Raw genomic sequence first — 25,309 nt, 5'->3', positions numbered from 1 at the left:
CCGGTGTGAAGACGACCCAGGTGCTGGTGATCGGAGCGGGCCAAGCGGGCCTCTCGGCCGCGTATCACCTGGTCAGGATGGGATTCAGCCGGTACGACGGTGTGCTCGTCCTGGATCGCAATCCGGCACCTGGTGGAGCGTGGCAACATCGCTGGGACTCACTCACCATGCACGACGTACACGGAATCGCGAACCTGCCCGGAGTCGCCGTACCGGAAAGCGCGGGCGGCGAGCGGGCCAACGAGTTCGTCCCTCGCTACTTCGCCGACTACGAGGCTCGTTTCGACCTGCCGGTGATTCGCCCGGTCGCCGTCGAGAGCGTACGGCGTGACGGCGAGCACTACCTGGTGAGCACCGACCGCGACACTTATCGGGCCGAGGCGATCGTCAACGCGACCGGCACCTGGGACCGGCCGTTCATTCCCTGGTATCCGGGGATCGAGACCTTCCGTGGCCGGCAACTGCATACGGCCGACTACAACGGTGCCTCCGAGTTTGCGGCTCAGCACGTGCTCGTGGTCGGCGGCGGCGCATCCGCGGTGCAGTTGCTTGCCGAGATCTCCGAGGTCGCCCGTACTACGTGGGTCACGCGGCGGGTGCCCGAGTGGCGTACGGACGGTGAGTTCGGGCCGGAACTCGGGCGGAAGATCATCGCCAAGGTCGAGGAGCGGGTGCGCGCGGGCTTGCCGCCGAAGAGCGTGGTCAGCGTCACCGGGCTGCAGCTGCGCGAGCAGGAGCAGGCGGCGTACCGGCGGGGTGTGTACACACGGCTGCCGATGTTCGAGCGAATCACGCCGGACGGGGTGAAGTGGGCCGACGGGCGGACCGAGCAGGTGGACGCGATTCTGTGGGCCACCGGGTTCCGGGCCGATCTGGGCCATCTGGCGCCGCTGCACCTGCGTGAGCCGTCCGGCGGGATCCGGATGGACGGCACGCGGACGGTACTGGATCCGCGGGTGCACCTGATCGGGTACGGCCCGTCGGCAAGCACCATCGGCGGCAACCGCGCCGGCTTCGCCGCAGCCCGCCAACTCCGCGATCTCCTGCTCCCGGTCGCCGCCTGACCTTCGTCAGCCGCAGATCTGTCCGCGGTTTGTCAGCTGCGGAGGCGGAAGAGGAGTTCGGTCTCCCAGTCGTTCATGTCCGGGACCTCGCGGGGATCCGACTTGTAGACCTCGAGCCGGCAGCCCCACTTGTTGCCGTCGGCATCCCACTCGAGGCCTTCCTTCTCGGCCCAGGCCAGCAGTTGTCCGGTCGCCTCGCGGAGGCCGTCCGGGTGCCCGAAGTGGGTGACACTGGCGTACCGCCCGGCCGGCAGGACGCCGCCGACGATCTGCTCCTCGCCGGTGTGCCGCTCCTCGACGGGGAAGCCGATCTCCATCACGAGACCCTCGTCCATGTCGACCAGGTCGTACTTGAAGAATGGAGCGCCCACCGGCTCGATGTTGCGCGCGGCGATCCAGCCGATCACCTCGTGCAACCGGTCGGCGAACTGAGCGATCCCGTCCATCGCCACCTTCCCCCGCAACGCGACGTACGGCTGCTCGTCCCGCTCGACGATCGTCGGCTCCTGCGTCATCGTGCTCCCACCTCCACGGTTCGGTGCTTGTCATCCTGCCGCAAAGTGCCCTCTATGCAACCAGTCCGAACGGGCGTGTACTGCAAGAGGGCGGATTGCCCGTCGGGTCCAGGGGGTGGGGTCGTGTTCCGGGTCAAGCTTGTCGTGGGACTGGTGGTCGGGGCGTTGGGACTCAGCGGTGCGGTGCCGGCGGTTGCCGCGCCCGCGACCACCATCGTTTATCCCGGGGGTTCGGTGGCGACGCGGCAGGTCGGGCTGGCGTTCGACACCTGTACTGCGCCGACCGTGGCGCAGCTGACCGCTTGGAAATCTTCGCCGTACAAGGCGCTCGGGATCTACATCGGCGGAGTAAACCGCAGCTGTGCACAACCGCAGCTGACGGCGAGCTGGGTCAGCGCGGTGACCAGGATGGGCTGGCGACTGATCCCGATCTACCTGGGCCTGCAGGCCCCTTGCACCAACAGGACGACCGCGCAGAAGATCTCGCCCACTGCTCCAGGGACGCAGGGGACGGCCGCCGCGACTGACGCCTTCAACAAGGCGAGGGCGCTCGGGCTACTGGCCGGCAGTGCGATCTACGGGGACATGGAGCACTACGACCCGAACAACTCCAGCTGCAAGCTGACCGTGCTCTACTTCCTGTCAGCCTGGACGAAGGAGCTGCACCGCCGCGGCTTCGTAGCGGGCGTGTACGCCCACCAGGACTCAGGTGCGCTGCACCTCGCGCAGTACTACAACTCGACGACATTCGCCCGTCCGGACGCGTTGTGGATCGCGCGCTGGGACAAGAGCTCGTCCCTGATCAACTGGCCGACGGTCCCCAACACGTATTGGACAGTGGGCCAGCGAGCCAAGCAGTACAACGGCGATCACAACGAGACGTACGGCGGCGTCACCTTGAACATCGACAACGACCGGTTCGACGCACCGGTCGGCTCCGTCGGGTTCGCTTACAAGACCACGACCACCGTGAGCGCCCGGAGCGGACCGACCACGGCGTACCCGGTCGTGGCCACCTACCCGAGTGGTTCGACCGTGCAGGTGTCCTGCCAGACGTACGGGACCAAGGTGGGGACCACGACGGTCTGGAACAAGCTGACCAACGGCAGCTACGTCACCGACTACTACGTCAACACACCGTCCAACACGACGTACAGCGCGCCGGTCCCCGGCTGCAGCCTGCCGTTCCAGACCACCACGGCAGGCTTGAGCAGGCGGAGCGGCCCGAGTACGTCGTACGCCGTGCTCGGTTCGCTCAATGCCGGTGCGCTGGCGTGGGTCACCTGTCAGGCACCGGGTAGCAAGGTCGGCACCACGTCGGTGTGGGACCGACTGACCGACGGCAGCTACGTCACCGACTACTACGTAGCCACCGCCAGCAACAGCACCTACACCGCTCCCCTACGCCGGTGCTGACCGACTTGCCTGCGCCGGCGCCAGCCGGGTTGTCTGCGTCGGCGCCAGCCGGGTTGTCTGCGTCGGCGCCAGCCAAGTTGTCTGCGTCGGTGCTGACTTGCCTGCGTCGGTGCTGACGGGTTGCTTTGTTGGGTTGCGCTGCCGGGGTGCGTTGCTGGGTTGCCTTGCTGGGCCGCTTACTGCGCCCAGGGTGGCTGGACGGTTGATCCGTCGGCCATCGTGCCGGTGAAGCCTGCCGTAATCGCGACGTACACCTCGGCCTCGGTCTCGCCGAGGTTGGCGAGCTGGATCGGCTCGCCGGCCGGTACGACGGCTGCGTCGCCGGGGCCGAGCTTCTCGCCGTCCGGCGTCACCTGGACGGTGCCGGACAGCACCATGAACACCTCGTCGCGGTCGATCGTGTGCGGCTCGTCGTTTCGGAACCCGCCCTCGACGGTGAGTCGCCACGTGCACAGGTCCTTCGAACCACGGCTCGGCGCGGCCAGCACGGTGAACTCGACGCCGGGGAGCTGGAACCGCGGGGCCTCGGTCGCACGGGTGATCTGCATATTTCCCCCTCTAGAATTAGACAAGCTGACTTGTTCAACTTGACTTGTCTATCATGGGGGACATGAGCACTTCACGCAAGCCCGATTTCGGCATCCTGCTCGTGCTGGCCGAGCAGGAGTTCGTCCGCGAACTCCGGGCCTCGATGGCCGCGCAGGGCTTCGACGAACAAGGCCGGTCCGACGGCTTCGTCCTGCGCACGCTCGGCGCGACGCCGATGACGATCAGCGCGCTGGCCGAGCGGCTGGAGATCAGCAAGCAGGGCGCCGGCCAGATCGTCGACGACATGGAGCGCCGCGGATTCGTCGTACGCAAACCAGACCCGACCGACGGCCGCGCCCGCCTGCTCCACCTCTCAGCACGCGGCGAGGCAGCCTTAGCCGCCGCCCGGAAGTTCCACCAAACCTACGAACGCCGCCTCCGCAAAACACACGGCGATGCGGCGATCGACGCAGTACGAACCGTCTTCACCGCAATAGCCGGCGAGGACCGAACCGCCGACCCCCGCTTCCGCCCCCTGATGTTCTAGGCCGCACGCAATCGCTTGACCGCAGGCGATGTAGCCCCAGCAACCCTGCGCACACCCACCCGCGCACCGGCATACCGTCATCCTCCACCAACCGCGCGGTACTAGCACGCGGCGTGACGCCCGGCGCCGGGTGGTCCTCCGGCCAGACACGCAACGGGCGGCAGCGCCTGGCTTCCCGTTCGGCTAGGCGCCCGGTAGGCGTACAGCGCCTCGGGGCTCCGCTCCGCCTACACGCCCAGGCGGCGCACAGCACCCCGGCGCGCCCTCCGCCTAGACACCCGGCGGGTCTGCGACGCCTGGGACGTCCTTCAGCTAGGCGCCCAGTTGGCGTGCAGTACCTGGATGCCCTCCACCAATCACGTGGTACTAGCGCACCGCGTGACACGCGGCACCCGGGTGTCCCCCGCCTAGACGCGCAGTGGCGTGCAGTACCTCGGTGCCCTCCGCCTAGACACCCAGTCGGCGTACAGCACCCCGGCGCGCCCTCCACCTAGACACCCGGCGGGCCTGCGGCGCCTGCGACGTCCTTCAGGGAGGCGCGCTCAGTTGACGTGCAGTACCTGGATGCCCTCCGCCAATCGCGTGGTACTAGCGCACCGCGTGACACGCGGCACCCGGGTGTCCCCCGGCTAGACGCGCAGTGGCGTGCAGTACCTCGGTGCCCTCCGCCTAGACGCCCAGTGGGCGTACAGCGCCTGCGTGCCCTCGGCCTGGACGCGCAGGGGGCCGTGCAGTGCGTGGGTGCCTTTCGGCTAGACGCCCGGTGGGCCTACAGCACCCCGGCGGAACTGCGGCGCCTGGGATGCTCTTCAGCTAGGCGCCCAGTTGGCGTGCAGTGCCTGGGTGCCCTCCGCCAATCGCGTGGCACTAGCGCACCGCGTGACACGCGGCACCCGGGTGTCCCCGGGCTAGACGCGCAGTGGCGTGCAGTACCTCGCTGCCCTCCGCCCAGACGCCCAGTCGGCGTACAGCGCCCCGGGGGCGCCCTCCGCCTAAACGCGCAGAGGGCAGTGCGTGGGTGCCTTTCGGCTAGACGCCCGGTGGGCGGACAGCGCCCCGGGGGCGCCCTCCGCCTACACGTCCAGTCGGCGTCCAGTGTCCCGGGGGCGCCCTCCGCCTGAACGCCCGGTGGGCCAGCGGCGCCTGGGGCCAGCGGGTGGACGTGCCGGGGTGTGCGGCGGCCCGGGCCTGGTCAGTGGTGTCGGCGGCGGGGCGGCCGGGGATGGCGGATGTGGTTATCCGGTGTCGAGGGTTTGTGGTGCCCATGGGTCGAAGTTGGGTGGGTGGCTGGTGAGTGGTGGGGGGTCGCCGTACAGCGGGAAGGCGCGAGCGGGGCGGAGATCGCGGCTGGGAGTGGCGGGCCAGGGGGCACCGTCGGTGCCGAGGAGTTGGTGCTGCTCGGTGCTGGTGGCGACTGGTCTGGTGAGGCGGAGGTTGGGGTTGGGGGTTGCCCAGGTGGGGCGGGTGACGTGGGGGATGCCGTCGATGATCGCGACGGTGTAGACGCCGGCGTGTACGGCGATGTGGTCGGTGCCGCAGAACAGTGCCAGGTTCTCCAGCGAGGTGGGTCCGCCGTCGGCCCAGTGCACGATGTGGTGGGCGTGGCAGTACCTGGGCGGAGCGCCGCACACGACACAGCCCTTGTCACGTCGATTCAAGGCGCGACGGATCGCCTTGGTCACATAGCGTTCCTCACGCCCGACATCGAGCGGCTGCGACTTCGACCCGAGAACGATCGGGATGATCCCGGCATCACACGCCAACCGGCGCACGGCCGCCGCCGACAGGCCGTCACCGAACTGCAGATCGCCCGTCGCATCGCGCCCAGCGGCTTTCAGGTCGGTGAAGTCGATGGTGACCGTCACGTGCGGCTTCACCCCACCCTGCGCCGGCAGGTCACCAGCTGCTGCCGCGGCGGTGAGGACCTGGGTGAGAGCGTCAGCTTGGCGCTTGTCCCGCGACCGCGGATCCGGCTTTCCATCGGAGGTCTTGTGGGGTTTGGCCGCGGCCCCGATCAGGGTCCGGAACAACTCGGCGTTGTCGTTGGCCAAGAACCCGGAGAACTTCACCCCCTGGTCGGCGTTCGCGAGGCGCAGCGACTCGCGTCGCGCCGCGGACTCCTCGGCCGGCTCCGGCCCGTCGGTGTCCAGCACCTCACGCATCTGCCGACCCAGGCGCTTCAAATCCGCCGGCCCCAGATGCCGAGCAGCCTCGACCAACTGCTCTTCCGCGGCCTGCAACTCCTCCACCGGCACCGTCGCCACCGATGAAACCGCCTCCAAGGCCGCCACGATCACCTCGGTCTGCCCCCGATGCAACAACACCGGCAAAGCCACCTCGTCATCCGCAGCTACCCGCTCGTCGCGACGACCGCTGTCGGCGCACCCTGCCAGGTGGGTGCCGACGACGCCGCAACATCCGTTGCCGATGCCGACGCTTGGACCGATGCCGACGCCGGGATCAGTGCCGACGCCTGGACCAGTGCCGACGCCTGGACCGATGCGGACGCCGGGATCAGTGCCGACGCCTGGACCAGTGCCGACGTCTGGACCGATGCGGACGCCGGGATCAGTGCCGACGCCGGGACCGATGCGGACGCCGGGATCAGCGCCGACGCCGGGACCGATGCCGACGCTGGAATCAGCTCCGACACGGGGATCGATGCCGACACTGGGATCAGTGCCGACGCCGGGATCGATGCCGGTGTCGGGATCGATGCCGGTGCTGGGATCAGCGCCGGTGCTGGGATCGGTGTGATCGCCTACATCGGGGCCGTTGCCCGTGTCTGTGTTGGTGTCGGTGGGGGTGGCGGCGTATTGGATGGTCGGGTCTGGGCCGGACGGGGCGAAGGGGTCGGGCTGGGCTGCGGTGACAACGCAGTACTTCGGGAGTGCCTTGGCCAGCGCGAGGTCGCGGCGTACTACGTACCGGTCGCGGCGGTAGCGGTCAGCCAGGAACGCGACGGTGTCTTGCCCGGTGGACTCAGCGGTGTAGCCGGTCTCAGCGAGGCGGGCGGTGAGCTGCAACTCGTAGGTCTGCAGACGTGCGACCTCAGCATGCACCGCATCCAGAGCGACGAGAATTTCCTCGCCACTCAACAGATACGCAGGCCGCGCCTCCACCGACTCCATACCGCAACCCTAGACACCCCCACCGACAGTCTTTGAACGCCGCAATCCCTTACCAGCAAGAAGATTGACGTTGAACAACATCCAGCCAAGTTGTCCACAGCAACTACCACGCTGTGGAACAAAGGAGACACTGAAGGGCACCAACGACGACCGGGCGCTGACCCCGCCTACCCCAAGGACGCCGTCGTTCGTCGCAGCTGAAAGGCGTGCGGTGGTGGCCGTCCTGCCGCTGCGAGCAGATGTGGGCCGCTCCGCGAGGCAGTCGGTTGCTAGCCCGTCGAGCGCTCGGGTCATCAGCCGGTTCACTCCGCACACCGTGAAGATCTGCTCGATCGTGCGGCGGGGCTTGGCAGTTGTCGGCCAGCCAGCGCCCGCGCGATCGACCACGGCCACCACCACACGCGTTTCAGCCGCGACGGACGAGCGGCGTCTCCGGGTGGGTGGGTCGACGTAGGAGGGGCGAAGCGGGTGCAGTTCGCGGTACGGGTTAGTTGTCGGGTTCGTCGACGACGGAGGCGTAGGCGATGACGCCACGGCGGAGTTCGTCGGTGAGGGCGCGAGCTGTTTTGCGGAGTGGGGTCGGGCCGGCTGCGTCGGCGACCTGTTCGGTCAGGTCGATCAACTGCTTCACCCAGCGGACGAAGTCGCCGGCGGCCAGGTCCGACTCGTACAGGACTTCGGCCAGGGACGCACCCGAGGCCCAGCGGAAGGCTGCCCAGCAGAAGCCGAGGTCCATCGAGCGCAGGAAGTCGACGCGCATGTCCCGCTCCAGCGCCGACAGCTCGCGCCAGATGACTCCCATCTGCTCCAGCGCCGGCCGCACGTCGCCCCGCGGCAACCGTGGCGACGTCGGCTCGTCCTTGGAGCGCGACTCATAGACGAGCGCGGCCAGGCAGGCAGCCAAGTCCGGTACGTCGAGGTCGTCGAACACCCCGACGCGCAAGCACTCGGCGGCGACCAGGTCGAGCTCGGTGTAGATCCGCGACAGCCGGTCACCGGCTTCGGTGGTCTTGTCGCCCTCCAGGTAGTGCAGCGCGTCCAGCACCTGGCAGACCCGGTCGAACTGACGGGCGATCGTGTTCGTCCGCTGCTCGATCTTGCGCTGTACCTCGCGGTTCTCGCGGTCCAGCCGGAAGTACCGCTCGGCCCAGCGGGCGTGATCCTCACGATCCGAGCAGCCGTGGCACGGGTGGGCGCGCAGTTCCGCCCGCATCTGCTGCAACTCCGGATCGTCGGCGTGCGTGACGACGTCGCCGTTGCGGCTGCGCGACGACGGCGGGCCCTCCTCGCCGATCATGTCGGTGCGACCTCGTAGTACATGGGCAAGCTCGCGCCGCTGCTGTGGGTTGCGCGCGTTGAACTTCTTCGGCACCCGCAGCGAGCTGATCGACTCGACCGGAGTCGGGAAGTCGATCATCGACAGCTTCCGCACCTGCCGATCGAGCGTCAGCACGGTCGGCCGCGGCCCCTCGCGCTCGGACCGGACACCAGGATCGAGGACCAGCGCCCAGCCCGCACTCCGGCCGGCCGGGATGCGGATGATGTCGCCGATCCGCAGCTTCTCCAGCGACTCCTGTGCCTCCACCCGGCGATCCAGCTTGCGCCGCTTGGAGCCGGACGACTCGCGCTCACCGATGCGGCGGCGCAGGGCGGCGTACTCGAGGAAGTCACCGAGGTGGCAGTTGATGGACTCCTTGTATCCCTCGAGAGCCTCGTTGTTGCGTTGCACCTGGCGTGCCAGACCGACGACGGCCTGGTCGGACTGGAACTGTGCGAACGACAGCTCCAGCATGTCGCGCGCCCTCGACCGCCCGACCTGACGGACCAGGTTGACGGCCATGTTGTACGACGGGGAGAACGACGAGCGGAGCGGATACGTCCGGGTGCTCGCCAGGCCGGCCACGGCGCGCGGGTCGAACCCCGGTTGCCACAGCACGACCGCGTGACCCTCGACGTCGATACCGCGGCGACCCGCCCGGCCGGTCAGCTGGGTGTACTCCCCCGGCGTGATGTCGACGTGGGCCTCGCCGTTCCACTTGCTCAGCTTCTCCAGTACCACGGTGCGCGCGGGCATGTTGATGCCCAAGGCAAGGGTCTCGGTGGCGAAGACGACCTTGATCAGGCCGCGCGCGAACAGTTCCTCGACGACCTCCTTGAAGGCAGCCAGCATTCCCGCGTGGTGCGCGGCGATCCCGCGGCTGAGCGCCTCGGAGAAGTCGTGGTACCCCAGTACGCCGAGGTCCTCGTCCGGCAGGTCCGCCGTACGCTCGGCCAGCACCCGCTTGATCTCGTCCCGCTCGCTCGGCTTCGTCAGCCGCAGGCCGGACCGCAGGCACTGCAGCATCGCGTCCTCGCAGCCCTTGCGCGAGAAAATGAAGTAGATCGCCGGCAGCAGCGCGCCCGCGTCGAGCTCCTCCACCACATCCGACCGGTACGGCGTGAAGTGCGACCGGGCCGGCCGCTGCTTCGGCAGATCCCGGCGGCGACGCGGCTTGCGCGAGTCGTCGCGGAAGATCCGGCTGTCGTCCCGGGCGATCCGGACCAGCTGCGGGTTGACCAGATCCCTGAGATCGGCCGTGCTCTTCTGGCCGTCCTTCGCCTGGTTGGCCTTCGCCTGGTTGGCCTTCGCCTGGTTCGCCTTGGCGGGATTGCCGGAGCGGCTCTGCGGTCCGTACTGCGCCTGGCCGGCTCGCGCGGTCGGCGCCTCGCCGGCGAACAGGTCGTGCAGCCGCTTGCCCACCATCACATGCTGGAACAGCGGCACCGGCCGCTTCTCCTCCAGCACGACCACCGTGTTCCCGCGCACGGTCTCCAGCCAGTCGCCGAACTCCTCGGCGTTACTCACCGTCGCGGACAGTGACACCACCGCCACCGAGTCCGGCAGGTGGATGATCACCTCTTCCCAGACCGCACCACGGGCCCGGTCGGCGAGGTAGTGGACCTCGTCCATCACCACGTAGGACAGGCCGAGCAGGGTGTGCGAACCGGCGTACAGCATGTTCCGCAGCACCTCGGTCGTCATGACGACGATCGGCGCCTCGGAGTTGATCGAGTTGTCCCCGGTCAGCAGGCCGACCTTGTCGCTGCCGTACCGGCGGACGAGGTCGCTGTACTTCTGGTTGCTCAGCGCCTTGATCGGAGTCGTGTAGAAGCACTTCTGCCCCCGCTGGAGCGCGAGGTGAACCGCGAACTCCCCGACCAGCGTCTTGCCCGACCCGGTCGGGGCCGCAACCAGCACCTGGTGACCGTCCTCGAGCGCGGCACACGCCCGCAACTGGAACTCGTCCAGCTGGAAGTCGTACAGCTCCCGGAACTCCTTGACCGCAGGATGCTCCTGGTCCGAGCGGAAAACGGCGTACTTCTCGGACGGGGTGCTCATATCCCCCAATCTATCTGCCCCCACCCCCAGAACCCCGCGCCCCCGTCGTGCGCCGGGCAAAGCCGCCGACGCGGCCCGGCTTCGCTCAGGGGTGGACCCGGCGGGTTTCATAGGCCCACATCACGAGTTCCACCCGGTTCCGGGCGCCCAGTTTGGTCATGATGCTGGTGAGGTGGGTCTTGACCGTGCTGAGGCTGATGTGGAGGTCGGTGGCGATCTCGGCGTTGGTGCGGCCGCGGGCGACGGTGAGCAGGATCTCTTCCTCGCGGGTGGTCAGTGGTTCGACTGGTTGCGCCGGTGGGCGGCCCAGGCGGGTGTCGGAGAAGGCTGCGAGCAGCCGAGCGGTGATGCTCGGCGCGATCAGTGCGTCACCCTGAGCGGCGGCGTGGATCGCCTGGACCAGGAGTTCGGGGCCGGCGCCCTTGAGCAGGAAACCGCGAGCGCCCGCCTTCAGCGCGCCGTGCACGTATGCGTCGAGGTCGAAGGTGGTGATCACCACGACCGCCAGCGGGTCCTCGACATCGGGTCCGGCGAGTTCGCGGGTCGCCGCGATGCCGTCCAGACCGGGCATCCGGATGTCGAACAGGCACACGTCAGGGCGGAGCCGGCGCGCGAGCTCCACCGCCTCGCGGCCGTCGGCCGCCTGACCGACCACCTCGATCCCGGGTTGCACGGACAAGATCATCGAGAGGCCGGTGCGGACGAGTTCCTGGTCGTCGGCGACGAGCACCCGGACGGTCATCTCGGCAGCACCGCCTCGACGATCCAGCCGCGCTCCGGGCCGGGGCCCGCCTCGAACGAGCCACCGAGCAGGCTGGCCCGCTCGGTCATCCCGACCAGCCCGTACCCGACCGGTCCGGCCGACCCGGCCTCGCCGTCGTCATGGACGGTCAGCCGGACGCAGGTGTCGTCAGCGGCAACCCGTACGTCGACGCGGGTCGCCTCGCGGGCATGTCGTACGGCGTTCGTGATCGATTCCTGGGCGATCCGGTAGATCGCCGCTCCCACCGAAGGCCCCAAGTCGTCGAGATCACCCGATAACTCGACCTCGACCCTCGGACGAGGTCCCGTACTACGGGCCAGTCGCTCGAGGTCGGCCACGCCGGGCTGCGGGGTCAGCGCGGCGGCCTCGTCGGCGCGAAGCCCGGCGACCATGCTGCGCATCTCGGCGAGCGTCCGCGACGCCTCCGCCTCGATGATCGACAGCGCGTCGACCGCGGCCTCGGGGTCGGAGGCGGCGACCACCCGCCCCGCCTGTGCCCGGATGACGATCGCCGAGACATGATGGGCGACCGTGTCGTGCAGCTCGCGGGCCAGCTGTTCACGCTCCCGGAGCCGCACCTGGTCCAGCTCACGGACCCGCGACGAGGTCCGGTACCGCACTGCGGCCCCGAGTGTTGCGGGGAAGAGCAGGAATATGCTTCCGAACACCGAGTCGACAAAGCCGGTGTAGTCGACCGCCAGCCCGAGCGACAGCGCGCCCAGGATGATCAGCAGGCCGATCCCGATCTCCCGCCCGGAGCCCCAGCGAGCCAGCGAGTACGGCAGCAACACGACGCAGATCATCATGTACAGGCCCACCGGCGCGTGCACGGTGAGGAGGCTCACGCCACTCAGCACGATCAGCGAACCGAACACCGCCGCCACCGCTGCCAACGGATACGTCCGCCGCCAGAGCAGAACCAGAACTGCGCCCACACCGAACGCGATCGCGACGGGCCGCCAGACAAGCTGATCGCGGAAGATCCCCTCGAGGATCGCCGTCGGCAGCAGCAGGCCGACCAGCAGCCAGTCCCGCCAGACGCGAGCGGGTGGTTGTGGCGCGCGCGGCTCGGCCCACAACGAGCGAACCGCGTTTCTCAGCATGGGCTCACAGTAGACAACCGCGGCGCGCCGCGGATCGGCCCAAAGTACGGCTCGCCCCTCGGCCGACCGGCTGAGTGAACTCCGGCCCTTCTCCCGAGGTTCCGAGCCTGCGAACTCGGGAAGCTGAGTCCACTGTTCCTGGGCCCGTCGAAGGAGTTCACCGATGATGTCGCACGCTTTGTACAGATTGGGCCGGTACGCCGCCCGCCGGCCGTGGACGGTGATCGGCACCTGGTTGATCGTGTCCGTGCTCGTGGTCGCGGCGTCGAGCGCCTTCGGTCACAAACTCGAGGACTCGATGGGAGCACCGGGACTCGACTCGCAGCAGGCGACCGACCTGCTCACCCGGACGGATCAGGCCGGCCTCACCGCGCAAGTGGTCGTCACGCCGGCCGACCGCAGTACGACATTTCTCGACTCGGCCGCGGCCCGCGCGGCGCTGACCACCGTTCGGGCGGCGGCCACCGAGCTCCCGAATGTCCTTGCCGCCGGCGATCCGGTGCGCGACGGAACGATCTCGCCGGACGGGCGCGTCGCCGTCATCCGGCTCCAGTACCCCGTGCAGGAACACCTCGGCCCGCCAGATCTCCAGAATCTCAAGGACTTTGCGGCCCAGATGGCCGAGGTGTCTCAGCTCCGGATCGAGCTCGGCGGCGATCTGTTCTTCGCCTTCGAGCAGCCGGCGACCGGCGTCGGTGAGGCACTGGGTCTGCTGGTTGCCGTCGTCATCCTGCTGGTGACGTTCGGGTCGCTGATCGCGATGGGGCTGCCGATCGGGCTCGCGCTGTTCGGGCTCGCTCTCGGCATCAGCTCGATGTCGCTGCTCACCTACCTGATCGACGTTCCCAGTTGGGCGCCGGTGATCGGCAGCATGGTCGGGCTCGGGGTGGGCATCGACTACGCGTTGTTCGTCGTCACCCGGCACCGCGAATACCTTGCCCAAGGCAACAACATCGAGGAGTCGGTCGGGCGCGCCGTCGCGTCCGCCGGGCAGGCCGTCGTCTTCGCGGGCGGCACGGTGGTAATCGCGATCCTCGGTCTCGCCGTCGCCGGCGTACCGTTCATCACCGCCGGTGGGATCGCCGTCTCGGTCGTCGTACTGATCATGGTCGTTGCCTCGATCACCTTGTTGCCCGCGTTCCTGGGACTCGCCGGGCACTGGATCAACCGCCTCGCGGTACGACGCCCCAAGGTGCGCACCGCGGGTTGGCAGCGTTGGGCCGGGCACGTCTCCAAGCACGCCGTCGCTTATCTCGTCGGCGCCACGATCGCGCTGCTGGCACTGGCCGCGCCGGTGCTGGCGTTGCGCGTCGGCACCCCCGACGAGGGCTCGCTGCCCGAGAGCAGGACGGAACGGCGGGCGTACGACCTCGTCGCCGCGGGATTCGGCCCCGGCATCAACGGACCGTTGGTGATCGCCGTGGACATCTCGAAGGACTCGAGCGTCGTTCAGCCGCTCGTCGAGGCGATCGAGAGCGATCGCGGTATCACCGCCGTCGCCGCGCCCGACGTGAACGTCGCGGCCGGCCTGGCAACCCTGGTCGCGTTCCCGACCACCGGACCGCAGGACGACGCCACGGTCGCAACGATCCGGCGGCTGCGCGCGGACGTCTTTCCCGCCGTACTGCGAGGGAGCCAGGCGACGGCTCACGTCGGTGGGCAGACGGCGTCGTTCGCCGACGTCGGCGCCAAGGTCAACGACCGGCTGCCGCTGTTCGTCGGCGCGGTGATCCTGCTGTCGATGCTGCTGCTCACGGTGGTTTTCCGGTCGATCGTGGTGCCGCTCAAGGCTGCGCTGATGAACCTGCTCAGCATCGGCGCCTCGTTCGGCGTGATGGTGATGGTGTTCCAGTGGGGCTGGGGCGCCGACCTGATCGGGTTGGAGTCGACCGTGCCGATCGTGTCGTTCATCCCGATGTTCATGTTCGCGATCCTGTTCGGGCTGTCGATGGACTACGAGGTGTTCCTGCTCTCCCGGATCCGCGAGAGGTACCTGGTCACCGGTGACAGCGACGACTCGGTGGTCCATGGGATCGCCACGACCGGACGGGTGATCACGTCGGCCGCGCTCATCATGGTCTCCGTCTTCCTGGGCTTCGTCGTGAGCAACGACCCGTCCGCCAAGATGTTCGGCCTCGGTCTTGCGGTCGCCATCTTCATCGATGCGACCGTGGTACGGATGATCCTGGTTCCCGCAACGATGAAACTGCTCGGCGACGCCAACTGGTGGTTCCCGCGGCGACTCGACCGCCTCCTCCCGGTCGTCCAGAGCGAGGCGGTCCCGACGGAGCACGCCGTACCGGCTGCCGTCACCGAGCTAGTCTGAGCCCGCCCGTTGATTTAGGCCGAGGGGAAAGGAAAACGGCTTTGTACGAAGGTGTACTCATCCTCGAGAGTCTGCGTGTGGGTGCGTCGCTGGAGGGCATCCCGCTGGTGATCCGGAAGCTGACCAGGTCCGCCGTCGACGGCACCTCGCCTGATCAGCCGTCGGTGTGGACGCTCGTCGAGTTCGAGGTGGACGGCAGTCACGCGCAGCCGCTGGCAACGGCGTTGGCGGGGCTGCTCGACCAGCCGGGTTGGTACGCCGACTTTCACAACGAGCGGGAGATCTTCGTGGTGTTTCCGGAGCGGGTCTTCCGCTACCCGCGGGGCGACGCGGCCGGTCGCGCGGCGGCGCAGGAGCATGGTCGGAGTCTTGCGATTCCCGAACCGCAACTCGACTGGGCCGACTAGACGAGCTGGGAAAGCGCGCGGGCGAGGTCGCCTTCGGCTGTGACGAGGACGCGGTCCAGGTCAAGCCAGCGGGCCATCAGGGTGAGTTCGGCGGCGAGCGGTTCGGCGATGTTGGTTGCGCCGGGCTCGGGGGTGACGGTCGGGACGAGGAGCGTGGAGTTCTTGCGGTCGGATTTGAGGTCGACGCGGGCCACGAGGCGATCGCCGAGGAGGAACGGCAGGACGTAGTACCCGTGGATCCGTTGTGCGGCGGGCGTGTAGATGCTGATCCGGTAGAAGAAGTCGAAGAGGCGGTGGGTGCGATCGCGGTTCCAGATCAGGGTGTCGAAGGGTGAGAGCAGGGCGCGAGCGTCGACCGGGCGGTCCTCGGCGCCCTTGGCGAGATAGCTCTGCTGCTTGACGCCTTCGACCTGCACCGGGATCAGCTCGCCGGAGTCGACGAGTTCGTTGATCACCTGCTTGGCGGTTGCCGTCGGCAACGGGAAGTAGCCGCTGGTCGCACCGCAGAGTTCGCCCTGCGTTGCGACACCGAGCGCCTTGGCCGAGAGTTTGACCAGCTCGCGGCGGGCTTCGTCGGCCGGGGGTTCGGGCGCACGCAGTACGGCGGGCGGCAGAACCCGTTCGGTGAGGTCGTACAGCCGCTCGAAGTTGCGCCGGCCGGCGATCGTGACGCGGCCGGAGGCGAAGAGGTACTCGATGGCGATCTTGGCGTCCTGCCAGTTCCACATCCGCCCGGTGGTCGGATCGGGATCGGGGTCGCCGGCCTTCCGCCGTACGCCGTCCGGGCTCGCCTCGCCGGCCGTGATCGGGCCCTGGTCGGTGACCTTCGCGAGCACCTGCTCGACGTACCCGGGCCGCTCCTTGCTCAGCCGCTGCATCCCGATTACGACCGACCACGGCGCCGACACCTCCGGGTCGCTCCAGTCCTGCCGCTCGACAGCTCTCATCCGCCAACGCAGCAAGGGATACGCGCTCAACGGCAGCAGACTCGCCTTGTGCCCCCAGAAGTACTCGAACAACTTCCGGTCATCGGCCCAGCAGATCCGGTCGAGCGCCGCCCGGTCATACGCCCCGACCCTCGCGAACACCGGCAGATAATGCGACCGGCACAACACATTCACCGAATCAACCTGCAGTACGCCGACCCGCTGGACGACCTTCTCCAGCCGCCGAACATCCACCCGCCCACCCGGCCGCCCCTCCGCGAACCCTTGCGCCCCCAACGCAACCCGCCGCGCGGCATCCCCCGACACCGCCTCACCTACCACCCGCCGAGCCATAACAGAACCTAACCCGCCTCCAGTACACCCATCACCTTCCAACACACGCCGTGGACGGACGAGGTACGAGGAAGACCCTCGCACCCCCGGGACTGTGGGGTGCGAGGGTCTGTGTTGGGCTCGGTGTCAGCTGATGTGGTAGCTGTCGCCGTAGACCTTCCAGTCGAGGGGGGTGTTGAGGTTGAGGTTGCCGTTGCGGAGGAAGACGCGCTGGGCGGTGTCGACGCGGCTGGTGTCGCTGTGGGCCTCCTCCTGCTTCATCGCCCAGACGCGGGCGTCGAGGAAGGCGTTCAGCCAGGTGGTCTCGTTGCCGCCCTGCGCCGGCGGCTTGGCCTTGGTCAGGGCGCGCTTGCGGATGCCGCCGAAGCTGGTGGAGTCGTCGCCGTCACCGTGCATGACGATCGCGTCGTAGTAGATGAACTGGCCGAGGGTGCCGACGCCGTCGGACTTGCCCCGGGAGACGGCCGGGTTGAAGTAGACCCGGTCGCGCTCGCTGTCCTGGGCGGCCTTGAAGACGGAGTCGCCGGCGGCGGTGCGCCAGTCCTTGGTGAAGTTCGGGTCGAGACCCGAGTGCGAGTCGGTGCCGTTGACCCGCTCGAGCGCCGGCAGGTACTTCTCCAGAATGTTCCCGGGTTTGCGGGCCTTGTAGAGCTTGACCAGGTCGAGCATGTCGCCGGTACCGGAGCAGAACCCGATGATGCCGGCCGTATAGCCGCGGCCGTCGTCGATGTCCTCGATGTACTTGTACTGCGCCTTCCAGTCCAGCGAGGAGTTCTCCGCACTGGAGACGAGCTTCATCGCGATCTCCTTCTTGACCGGGTCGTCGAGCCCGGTCGCCGTCACCTTCGTCACCTGCTGGGCGGCGTCGTTATGCGGCGTGAACGGCGAGGCCATCGCATAAGCGGGAGTAGCTGCGACGGCGAAGCCGAGCAGGACGGCGGCCAATTTCGTGCTGGTCTTACGGGGGCGGTTGAGCACGATCTCTCCTTCGAGGGGCGTCGAGAGTTATCTGTTAGGAACCTTTCCTATCAGACAATGGTCGCCACGAACAGAGATGAAACAAATTCGTGTAGTGATTGAGCAACTAGGCGAAGACGGTCAGCGCACCAGGAGCGATGCCGATGTCGACCGGCAGCGGCCCGAGGATCTCGCCATCGGCGTACGCCGTGACCGTCGGCGACTCCAGTCGCACCGAGCGCCCGCGGAGCGTGTGCACCATCGGGTGCCCGAGATGCGTGCCCTTGGCCAGCTTCGGGAACATCTGCAGCAACGTCAGCCGCGAGACCGGCTTGATGACAGTGATGTCGAGCAGCCCGTCGTCGATCTCGGCGCCCGCGCAGATCTGCAGCCCGCCGCCGTACGTCGGGCCGGTGCCCACGGCGACCAGCATCGCCTCGGTCTCCAGGACCTCGCCGTCGACGGTCACGACGTACGAGAGCGGCTTGAACGTCCGCAGCTCCGCCAGCGTGGCCAGCGTGTACCGCGAGTTGCCCTTCGGCCAGCTCATCTCGTTGGCGCGCTTGTTCACCAGCGAGTCGAAGCCACCGGCGACCACCGTGGTGATGAACCTGTCCTTCGCGACCGCCAGGTCGACCAACCGGGTCCTGCCGGCCACGATCAGCTCGGCCGCAGCCAGCGGGTTCTTCAGCGGTACGCCGATGCCGCGGGCGAAGTCGTTGCCGGTGCCGGCCGGGATCACGCCGAACGGCATCCCCGACTTGGCCAGCACCTGGGCGCCGAGGTGGATCGTGCCGTCGCCGCCGATCAGCGCGACCGCGTCCGCTCCGGAGGCGATCACCTCCGCGGAGATCCGGCCGACATCCTCGGCGCAGGTGGTGGCGTACTCCGTGACCGTCAGCCCCGCGGACTCCAGGCGCCGGCGGACGACCGGCGCGACCCGGGCACCAAGGCCCCGGCCACTGGTGGGGTTGACCACCAGGGCGATGTGTCGGCTCATCAATCGGCCAGCATTTCCTCGGCCTTGCGCGACCGGCGCTTGTCGTTGATCCGGCAGATCACTTCGGCGATGAAGAACAGCAGGCACATCGGGATCGCCAGCAGACACATCGTGAACGGGTCACCCGACGGGGTGGCGACGGCGGCGAAGACGAAGATCACCAAGATGATGTACGGCCGGAACTTGCTGAGCGCGGTCGCCGGCACCAGGCCGACCATGTTCAGCAGCACGACGACCAGCGGGATCAGGAACGCGACGCCGAACACCAGCATGGTCCGGATCACGAAGTCCAGATAGTGCTGCACGTCGACCAGGTTCTGGACCGACTCCGGGGTGAAGCTGATCAGGATCGCGATGCCCTTCGGCAGCGTCCAGTAGGCCACTGCCATCCCGCCGGCGAACAGCGGCGCGGCGATCCCGGCGAACAGGAACGTCCACTTCTTCTCGCTGCGGTGCAGTCCGGGCGCGATGAATGCCCACAACTGGTAGAGCCAGATCGGCCCGGCCAGGATCAGCCCGATCAGCGCCGAGACCTTGATCTGGAAGGTCAGCGCGTCACCGACCCCGCCCAGGGTCAGCTCCGGCCGCTTCTCCCCCGGCTTGGGATTCAGCTGCCGGACGCTCTCGACGAACGGGCTCGTCAGGAAGTGGAACGCCTGGTCGTAGATGAACCAGGCCGCGATCGTGCCGACGACGATCGCGGCGACGCTGACGACCAAACGGTTGCGGAGCTCGATGATGTGCTCACGCAGGGTCATCCGACCCTCTTCGTCCTTCGGGCGGCGCTCTTTCCGCCGTCCGATCCTCACCACTGTCACAGATGGAGCGCGAGGCTCAGTTGGCCGTGTGCGTCGGCGGCAGACCGTCGCCCGGCGCCTGACCGTTCACCTGGTTCGGCTGCTGCACGGGCTGCTGGCTGGGAGCCTGCACCGGGGGGTTCACCTGCTGGGTCGGCGCCTGGACGCCCTGAGTCAGCTCGTCGTCCTTCTTGCGACCCGGGCCAACCTCTTCTTCCCAGATCTTCTTGGACTTCCCGAGCTGCTTCACCAGTGCCGGCAGCTTGGCCGAGCCGAAGAGCAGGACGACGATCGCGAGAATGACGAGCCACTCAGCGCCCTGGGGCATACCGAGAAACGGAACCATGACGAACTCCCTCTACCGACTTCTACTCGTGGCTCAACAGTGAGCGCCGATACTACGCCCGGGCCCGCGCACCTTCGCCGGACTGTCCGGATCTGGTCTGTGACTGCGCGGCGTCGAGCTTGGACTGGGCGGCGACCAACTCACGTGTCAGTGCCTTGGTCTGGCCCCACAGCTTCTTGGCGAGCAAGGCGAGGACAAGAAGCCACACCGCCACCACGCCGAGGAACAGCAGGAACCAGTACATGCCCCGAGCCTATCCGGTCCCGGACCAGGATCGCGGCCCGCAGGCGGTCCTGAGGCCCAACGCCGGCGGAACGTAGCTGGAACGTGATGGTAAGAACTGTGTATCACCACGAGGGATGGGGGCGTTGATGGAGCGGATCGGGGTCGGCGAGCGGAGGGCGAGGATCGGCCGGCGGCACCGGCTGGCACCGTCCTGCCAGGCGGCCGGTCCGGTCGAGGCCGCCGCGGCCGTGGTCGTGCTGCACGCCACCGACCCGGCGACCGTGCACCTGTCCGTAGCCGCCAGGGTGCCGGGCAGTGAGGTCGCGGGCACGGAACGTGCCCTGTACGACGATCGCACGCTGATCCGGATGCTCGGCATGCGGCGGACCGTCTTCGTGGCGCCGACGGCCTTCGCGCCGGTGATCCAGGCTGCCTGCACCGACGACATCGCCGTGAAACAGCGCAAACTCCTGATCAAGCACCTCGTCGAGGCCGGGATCGGAGCGGACGCGGAAGCCGCCGGCAAGTGGCTGCGGGCCGTCGAGGAGTCGACCGCGACCGCCCTGTCGCTGCGCGGTTCCGCCACCGCGAACGAACTGTCCGCGGACGAACCGCGCCTGCGCACCCGGCTCTCGATGGCCGAAGGCAAGTCGTACGCCGCTCAGCCGTATGTCACCAGTCGAGTCCTGTTCCAGCTCGCCGCTGAGGGTCGAATCGTCCGCGGCCGCCCGCTCGGCACGTGGCTCAGCGGCCAGCACCAGTGGTCCCCCGCCGAGAACTGGCTGCCGGGTGGCCTGGGCGACAAACTGCCCGCCGAGGAAGCCCGGGCGGAGCTTGCCAAGGCCTGGCTGACCTCGTTCGGGCCTGGAACGGCCGCGGATCTGCAGTGGTGGTCAGGCTGGACGCTCGGCCAGACGAAGAAGGCGCTCACCGCCGTCGACGCCGTAGAGGTCGACCTGGACGGCGCGATCGGCTACGTCCTGCCCGGCGACGAGGGGCCGGAGCCCGAGGTCGAACCGTGGGTGGCGCTGCTGCCGGCGCTGGACCCGACGCCGATGGGCTGGAAAGAGCGCGATTGGTACCTGGGCGAGTACAAGCCTCAGCTCTTCGACACCACCGGCAACGTCGGGCCCACGGTCTGGGTGAACGGCCGGATCGTCGGCGGCTGGGGGCAGCCCGAGTCCGGCGAGGTCCGCTTCAGGCTACTGGAGGACGTCGGCGCCGAGGCCACCCGGGCGATCGAGGTCGAAGCCGCGAAATGGACTAGCTGGCTGGCCGGCGTACGGGTGACACCGCGCTTCCGGTCACCGCTGGAGAAGACGCTGTCCCAGGGCTAGAAACGCTGTCCCTGGGTCAGAAACACTGTCCTCAGGGCTAGACGTCGTACGCCGAGAGGGCGTCGCGGGCGGTGGCGGCGATCTGGTCGCTCAGGTCGGCCGGTTCGAGGACCGTCGCGGAGCCGCCCAAGCGGAGTACGAGGCGTTGCAGCCAGGCTGTGTCGGCGACGCGCAGTTTGACGATCAGCGACCCGTCCGGGCCTTCCTCGACCGACTCGATCGGGTAGTACTCCGCGACCCAGCGCGCGGGCGGCGCGAGTTGCACGGTGGCGAGCAGGTCGTGGTCCGACGGCTGGAACATGCCGTTCGACAAGTCCCGCGGCGTCGCCTCCGGCGGTGGCTCGCTCGGCAGGTCGAGCACCTTGGCGGCGGCGATCCGGTCGAGGCGGAACAACCGGACGTCCTCGGCCAGCCGGCACCAGGCCTCCAGATACGTCCGGCCCTCCGACACGACCAGGCGCATCGGGTCGACATCGCGCTCGGTGGTCTCGTCGCGAGACGGTACGTCGTACGTCAGGTGCATCCGGCGATGCTCGGCCAGCGCCCGGTTCACCATGTCGGCGATCTCCGGGGCCGCCGGCTCGACGTGGACGTGCGCCGCCGAGCCTTCGATGGCGGCAGCGCCCTCGCCCGCGGCCCGCTCGAGCTTGGCGATCGCCCGGTCGACCGCGTCCCGGTCGTGCCCGGCGGTGACCTCACGGAGCGTCCGCAGCGCGGTCAGCAGCGCCAGCGCCTCGTCCGCGGCCAGCCGCAACGGCCGGGCCAGGTAGTCGGCGTTGTTCAGGTGGATGACGCCGTCGCCCTCGGCCGCGTCGATGTCGATCTCGATCAGGTCGCCCATCTGCGCGCCGGGCAGCCCACAGAACCAGAGCACCTTGAGGTCGGCGATGATCTGCTTCGGCCGGACGCCGAACTCCGCGGCGACGTCGTCGACTCGCGCGCCGTCGTTCTCCCGCAGGTACGGCACCAGCGCGAGCAGCCGCTGCACCTGATCCCGGGCGTTGCTCATCCGGCCACCCCGGCAATGGTCCGCAGCCGACGCAGTACGCCGTCGAGCACGTCTCCGGGTCCTTCGACGACCGCGTCGGGCCCGTACGACGCGATCTCCTCGGCGAGCACCTCCGAGTCGGCGTACGGGACGTGCAGCAGGTCCCAGCCGTCCTCGTACGGCTCGATCGCGTTCGCCCGGCGGCGCAGGCTGACGCAGGAGCCGGTCCGGGCCCGCACCTTCGCCTCCGACGTCGGCCGCGGCGGCGCCAATTCGGACACGAGCGACCGGAGATCGGTGCCTTCCGGTACGACGAAGGCCCCCGGTTCGCCGACCGTCTTCACGTCGCCGCCGATCCTGGACAGCCGGAACATCCGGGTCGCTTCGCGGTCACGGTCGCGGCCCACGACGTACCAGCGGCCGTGCCAGGAGACGATGCCCCACGGCTCGAGGGTCCGTTGGGTCGGCTCGGCGAGACCGCTGCGACGGTGCTCGAAGCGGACGACGCTGCGGCTGACCACGGCTGACCAGAGTGGATCGAAGGCGGGCTCCGAAGCACCGACGTGCGGCTCGATGGCGCTGAGCGCGGACTGGTCGGTCTGGATCCCGGCGGCCTTCAGCTTCAGCACGGCCGACGTGGTCGCCTCGGCCAGGCTGGCGTGCTGCCAGACCCTGGCGGCAACGCCCAGTACCGCGGCCTCGTCCGGCTCCAGGTGTACCTCGGGCAGCTCGAACACGTCCCGGCGGATCCGGTAGCCGACGTCGTCGGAGAAGAACTTGTCGATGGTGCCCATCTCGATCGGGATGCCGAGGTCGCGCAACTCGTCCTTGTCGCGCTCGAACATCTTCTCGAAGGCGTCGTCGGTCTGCCCGGCGTACCCCTCGACCACCTCGCGGATCCGCTCCTTGGTCACATACGTGCGCGCGACCAGCAGGCAGATCACCAAATTGAGCAGCCGCTCACTCTTCCGCGCCGACACCCGACCACCTTACGGCGTCCCCGGTCCCCGTCCCCACCCCCGCGCCGAACAGGTGTTCCCTTACGTGCTGTCAGCGGGTCCGCTCGACGATCCGGGCGAGTTCGACCCGTGACTGTACGCCGAGGGTGCGGAAGATCTGCCGCAGGTGGTAGTCCACCGTGTGGGGTGACAGGAACAGCAGCGCGGCGGTCTCGCGGTTGGTGAGTCCGCGCGAGACCTGTTCGGCGATGTTCCGCTCGGAGTCGGTGAGGAGCGACCAGCGGCTCGCGGCACCTGTGTCGGACAGCGCCGCGGGCGGCGCGGGGTTCATCCGGCGGCCGATCCGGACGACGGCCCCGGCTAGCGTCGAGCCGTCGTACACGGGTTCGCAGCGAGTGGACCTGGGGCCCGAGGTGTAGGCGACGACCGCTTCCAGGGCTCCGACCTGGTCGCGGATCGCCCGTTCGGCCCACTCCCACAGCAGCGCACGGTCGGCCGGGGCGGCGAGGATCGGGCCGGCCGCGGTGTTGAAGAACATGGTGTTGGCGCTGACGGCGGCGAGCGCGCCCTTCGACCGGCGGCGTGCGGTCAGGAACGCGGCACGGAGTGCGGATGAGGGGACGCGCGATTCCTCGATCAGCCGGCGACGGGTCTCGGCCACGACCCGCCCGACCAGGGCGGGCATGACCGGGTTGTAGATGCTCCCCGGACAAGTGGCGTTGACGACGCCCAGCAGTTGACCGGTCGCGGGATGGACGACCGGGCTGGAGGCACAGGACACAGCGGTCAGGTTGTCGGCGTAGTGCTCGAAGCCGCGGACGACGGCCGGTCCGGAGGTCAGCAGAGCCAGGCCGATCGAGTTGGTGCCGACGAGTTCCTCGCGGCACACGTAACCGGGTGCCGCGCCGATGCCGTCCATCAGGTCCGAGGTACTGCTGGAGCCGGCCCAACGATCGACCACGTGTCCGGTGTGGTCGCTGAGCAGCAGCGCGACAGGGAGATCGGACAGGTCGGCGCTGACGGCAGCCATGGCCGGCGCCGCAGCCCGGCGAAGCCTGCCGTCCTTGTCGACGTCGGCGTCGAACGGGACAGCGACGTGGTCAGTGGGCAGCCCGGCGTCGGCGGAACGCTGCCAGGAGAGCTGGATCGCCTCGGAGACCGCGCCCGGACCGTGGCCGCCGTGCGCGACCCGGTCGAGGACGTATTGGACCGCCTCGCCGCGTGCTGGCCCTCCCGCGTCGTCCATGGCTCCTCCGGCGTCGGTGAACGCTCCAGGCGGCGGCCGGTATCCCCACGTACGACCTGCACTCATCGTCGCCCGCGACTCCGCCGGGCGGCAGGCGATTCGGACTACGTGATCACGTGGTGTCGGACCGAGGGCCGGCGGGCCTAGCGTCGGGACCGCCGACGCAGTACCCCGACCAGGGAGAGAACACGTGGAGCTTCATCTGACCGGCAAGGTCGCAGTGGTGACCGGTGCGAGCAAGGGCATCGGCCTCGCGATCACGCGATCACTCGCGGAGGAAGGCGTCGCGGTCGTGGCCGGCGCGCTGCACGGCAGCGACGAACTCGACCTGCTCGCCGACCGCTTCCCGGTCGCCGTGATCAAGGTCGACCTCACCGAAGCGGGCGGACCGGCGTACCTGATCGAGGAAGCCGTCGGCAGGCATCGGAGCCTGGACATCCTGGTCAACAACGTCGGTGCCGTCCGGCCGAGGCTGGACGGATTCCTGGCGATCTCCGACGAGGACTGGGACGCGACTCTCACGATCAACTTCCTGGCCGCCGTCCGGAGTATCCGGGGCCGCGCTGCCACACATGCTCGGGCGGCCGAGCCCGAGCATCGTGACGGTTGCCTCGGTCAACGCCTCGCTGCCCGATCCGGCGGTGATCGACTACAGCGCGGCCAAGGGGGCGCTGAGCAACCTGTGCAAGTCGCTGTCCAAGGAGTTCGGCCCGCAGGGCGTCCGGGTCAACACGATCAGCCCCGGTCCGGTACAGACCGACCTGTGGCTCGGCGCCGGCGGAGTCGCCGAAACGATCGCCAGAGCACGCGGCCTCAAACCCGACGAGGTCGCCGGCAGCGCCGCCGCCGACAGTCCGACCGGCCGCTTCACCACCCCACAAGAGGTCGCCGACCTCGCCCTGCTGCTGGCCAGCGACCGGGCCGGCAACGTCAACGGCAGCGATTTCGTCATCGACGGCGGCCTCATCACCACCGTCTGACTCCACTGAACCACC

At 68.7% G+C, this 25,309-nt stretch carries 22 protein-coding genes and 1 pseudogene; 8 read left to right on the top strand and 15 right to left on the bottom strand.

Annotated elements, in window-relative coordinates:
- Positions 1 to 5 precede the first annotated feature (5 nt).
- Entirely contained in the window at positions 6 to 1,064 is a 1,059-nt protein-coding gene (locus tag DIZ26_RS09390; protein ID WP_112239427.1) for an FAD-dependent oxidoreductase, read from the top strand.
- Between the two features lie 32 nt (positions 1,065 to 1,096).
- Here DIZ26_RS09390 and DIZ26_RS09385 read toward each other — a convergent pair whose 3' ends face one another.
- Complete coding sequence (locus DIZ26_RS09385; protein ID WP_112239425.1) at positions 1,097 to 1,579, bottom strand: GyrI-like domain-containing protein; 483 nt, start codon at positions 1,577 to 1,579, stop codon at positions 1,097 to 1,099.
- A 123-nt stretch (positions 1,580 to 1,702) separates the two neighbouring features.
- Between DIZ26_RS09385 and DIZ26_RS09380 the strand changes: the two genes are divergently transcribed.
- Positions 1,703 to 2,995 (top strand): glycoside hydrolase domain-containing protein, encoded by a 1,293-nt coding sequence (locus DIZ26_RS09380; protein ID WP_232828220.1) that lies wholly within the window; start codon positions 1,703 to 1,705, stop codon positions 2,993 to 2,995.
- Between the two features lie 176 nt (positions 2,996 to 3,171).
- On the opposite strand, the gene DIZ26_RS09375 is transcribed toward DIZ26_RS09380, so the two are convergent.
- Complete coding sequence (locus tag DIZ26_RS09375; RefSeq protein ID WP_112239421.1) at positions 3,172 to 3,543, bottom strand: cupin domain-containing protein; 372 nt, start codon at positions 3,541 to 3,543, stop codon at positions 3,172 to 3,174.
- 62 nt (positions 3,544 to 3,605) lie between these two features.
- Between DIZ26_RS09375 and DIZ26_RS09370 the strand changes: the two genes are divergently transcribed.
- A complete protein-coding gene (locus tag DIZ26_RS09370; protein WP_198676012.1) occupies positions 3,606 to 4,070 on the top strand; it encodes a MarR family winged helix-turn-helix transcriptional regulator in 465 nt (154 codons plus the stop codon).
- Positions 4,071 to 5,305: 1,235 nt separating this feature from the next.
- Here the strand turns inward: DIZ26_RS09370 and DIZ26_RS09365 are convergent.
- The 4 genes from DIZ26_RS09365 to DIZ26_RS09350 form a co-directional block, all read right to left on the bottom strand.
- A complete protein-coding gene (locus tag DIZ26_RS09365; RefSeq protein WP_232828219.1) occupies positions 5,306 to 7,201 on the bottom strand; it encodes a DUF222 domain-containing protein in 1,896 nt (631 codons plus the stop codon).
- A gap of 487 nt (positions 7,202 to 7,688) precedes the next feature.
- Positions 7,689 to 10,580 (bottom strand): DEAD/DEAH box helicase, encoded by a 2,892-nt coding sequence (locus DIZ26_RS09360; protein ID WP_112239417.1) that lies wholly within the window; start codon positions 10,578 to 10,580, stop codon positions 7,689 to 7,691.
- An 85-nt stretch (positions 10,581 to 10,665) separates the two neighbouring features.
- Positions 10,666 to 11,322 carry a response regulator gene (locus tag DIZ26_RS09355; protein WP_112239415.1) on the bottom strand — a complete coding sequence of 219 codons (657 nt, stop codon included), beginning with the start codon at positions 11,320 to 11,322 and terminating at the stop codon, positions 10,666 to 10,668.
- On the bottom strand, positions 11,319 to 12,446 hold the full coding sequence (locus DIZ26_RS09350; RefSeq protein WP_112239413.1) for a sensor histidine kinase: 1,128 nt from the start codon (positions 12,444 to 12,446) through the stop codon (positions 11,319 to 11,321). The genes DIZ26_RS09355 and DIZ26_RS09350 overlap by 4 nt, the downstream gene beginning before the upstream one ends.
- 163 nt (positions 12,447 to 12,609) lie before the next feature.
- On the opposite strand from DIZ26_RS09350, the gene DIZ26_RS09345 reads away from it, so the two are divergent.
- Both DIZ26_RS09345 and DIZ26_RS09340 read left to right on the top strand, forming a co-directional pair.
- The gene (locus tag DIZ26_RS09345; protein ID WP_198676011.1) at positions 12,610 to 14,772 is read left to right on the top strand and encodes an MMPL family transporter; all 2,163 of its coding nucleotides are present in this window, start codon (positions 12,610 to 12,612) and stop codon (positions 14,770 to 14,772) included.
- A gap of 77 nt (positions 14,773 to 14,849) precedes the next feature.
- A complete protein-coding gene (locus tag DIZ26_RS09340; RefSeq protein ID WP_232828218.1) occupies positions 14,850 to 15,179 on the top strand; it encodes a hypothetical protein in 330 nt (109 codons plus the stop codon).
- Here DIZ26_RS09340 and DIZ26_RS09335 read toward each other — a convergent pair.
- The 6 genes from DIZ26_RS09335 to DIZ26_RS09310 all read right to left on the bottom strand — a co-directional run bounded on the left by DIZ26_RS09335 (position 15,176) and on the right by DIZ26_RS09310 (position 19,803).
- Complete coding sequence (locus DIZ26_RS09335) at positions 15,176 to 16,459, bottom strand: winged helix-turn-helix domain-containing protein (RefSeq protein WP_112239409.1); 1,284 nt, start codon at positions 16,457 to 16,459, stop codon at positions 15,176 to 15,178. The genes DIZ26_RS09340 and DIZ26_RS09335 overlap by 4 nt on opposite strands.
- 126 nt (positions 16,460 to 16,585) lie before the next feature.
- Positions 16,586 to 17,437, bottom strand: a complete 852-nt coding sequence (locus DIZ26_RS09330) for a chitosanase (protein WP_269815379.1) — start codon at positions 17,435 to 17,437, stop codon at positions 16,586 to 16,588.
- Positions 17,438 to 17,543: 106 nt separating this feature from the next.
- Positions 17,544 to 18,416: a YegS/Rv2252/BmrU family lipid kinase gene (locus DIZ26_RS09325; RefSeq protein ID WP_112239407.1), complete on the bottom strand. Its 873-nt coding sequence runs from the start codon at positions 18,414 to 18,416 to the stop codon at positions 17,544 to 17,546.
- Positions 18,416 to 19,174 carry a twin-arginine translocase subunit TatC gene (tatC, locus tag DIZ26_RS09320; RefSeq protein ID WP_112239405.1) on the bottom strand — a complete coding sequence of 253 codons (759 nt, stop codon included), beginning with the start codon at positions 19,172 to 19,174 and terminating at the stop codon, positions 18,416 to 18,418. Before tatC ends, DIZ26_RS09325 begins: the two co-directional genes overlap by 1 nt.
- 76 nt (positions 19,175 to 19,250) lie before the next feature.
- Positions 19,251 to 19,559, bottom strand: coding sequence for a twin-arginine translocase TatA/TatE family subunit (locus DIZ26_RS09315; RefSeq protein WP_112239403.1), 309 nt, complete (start codon positions 19,557 to 19,559; stop codon positions 19,251 to 19,253).
- 52 nt (positions 19,560 to 19,611) lie between these two features.
- Complete coding sequence (locus DIZ26_RS09310) at positions 19,612 to 19,803, bottom strand: hypothetical protein (protein WP_112239401.1); 192 nt, start codon at positions 19,801 to 19,803, stop codon at positions 19,612 to 19,614.
- Positions 19,804 to 19,930: 127 nt separating this feature from the next.
- On the opposite strand from DIZ26_RS09310, the gene DIZ26_RS09305 reads away from it, so the two are divergent.
- A complete protein-coding gene (locus DIZ26_RS09305; RefSeq protein WP_112239399.1) occupies positions 19,931 to 21,121 on the top strand; it encodes a winged helix DNA-binding domain-containing protein in 1,191 nt (396 codons plus the stop codon).
- 37 nt (positions 21,122 to 21,158) lie between these two features.
- Here DIZ26_RS09305 and DIZ26_RS09300 read toward each other — a convergent pair whose 3' ends face one another.
- From DIZ26_RS09300 to DIZ26_RS09290, 3 genes are all read right to left on the bottom strand, one after another.
- Entirely contained in the window at positions 21,159 to 22,130 is a 972-nt protein-coding gene (locus tag DIZ26_RS09300) for a helix-turn-helix transcriptional regulator (protein ID WP_112239397.1), read from the bottom strand.
- Positions 22,127 to 23,089, bottom strand: coding sequence for a helix-turn-helix transcriptional regulator (locus DIZ26_RS09295; RefSeq protein ID WP_112239395.1), 963 nt, complete (start codon positions 23,087 to 23,089; stop codon positions 22,127 to 22,129). Before DIZ26_RS09295 ends, DIZ26_RS09300 begins: the two co-directional genes overlap by 4 nt.
- Positions 23,090 to 23,159: 70 nt before the next feature.
- The gene (locus DIZ26_RS09290; protein ID WP_157979660.1) at positions 23,160 to 24,314 is read right to left on the bottom strand and encodes a LuxR C-terminal-related transcriptional regulator; all 1,155 of its coding nucleotides are present in this window, start codon (positions 24,312 to 24,314) and stop codon (positions 23,160 to 23,162) included.
- Positions 24,315 to 24,504: 190 nt separating this feature from the next.
- Here DIZ26_RS09290 and DIZ26_RS38690 point away from each other — a divergent pair.
- Both DIZ26_RS38690 and DIZ26_RS38240 read left to right on the top strand, forming a co-directional pair.
- A pseudogene (locus DIZ26_RS38690) lies at positions 24,505 to 24,810 on the top strand (SDR family NAD(P)-dependent oxidoreductase); the annotation flags it as partial.
- A 76-nt stretch (positions 24,811 to 24,886) separates the two neighbouring features.
- Positions 24,887 to 25,294 carry an SDR family NAD(P)-dependent oxidoreductase gene (locus DIZ26_RS38240; protein WP_232828216.1) on the top strand — a complete coding sequence of 136 codons (408 nt, stop codon included), beginning with the start codon at positions 24,887 to 24,889 and terminating at the stop codon, positions 25,292 to 25,294.
- Positions 25,295 to 25,309: the final 15 nt, after the last annotated feature.

Origin of the sequence: Kribbella monticola (assembly GCF_003261635.1) — a bacterium.
In the GTDB taxonomy this organism is placed as follows: Bacteria; Actinomycetota; Actinomycetes; order Propionibacteriales; family Kribbellaceae; genus Kribbella; species Kribbella monticola.
The sequence above is the reverse complement of the archived record's forward strand: the minus strand, read 5'-3'. Positions and strand labels throughout refer to the sequence as shown.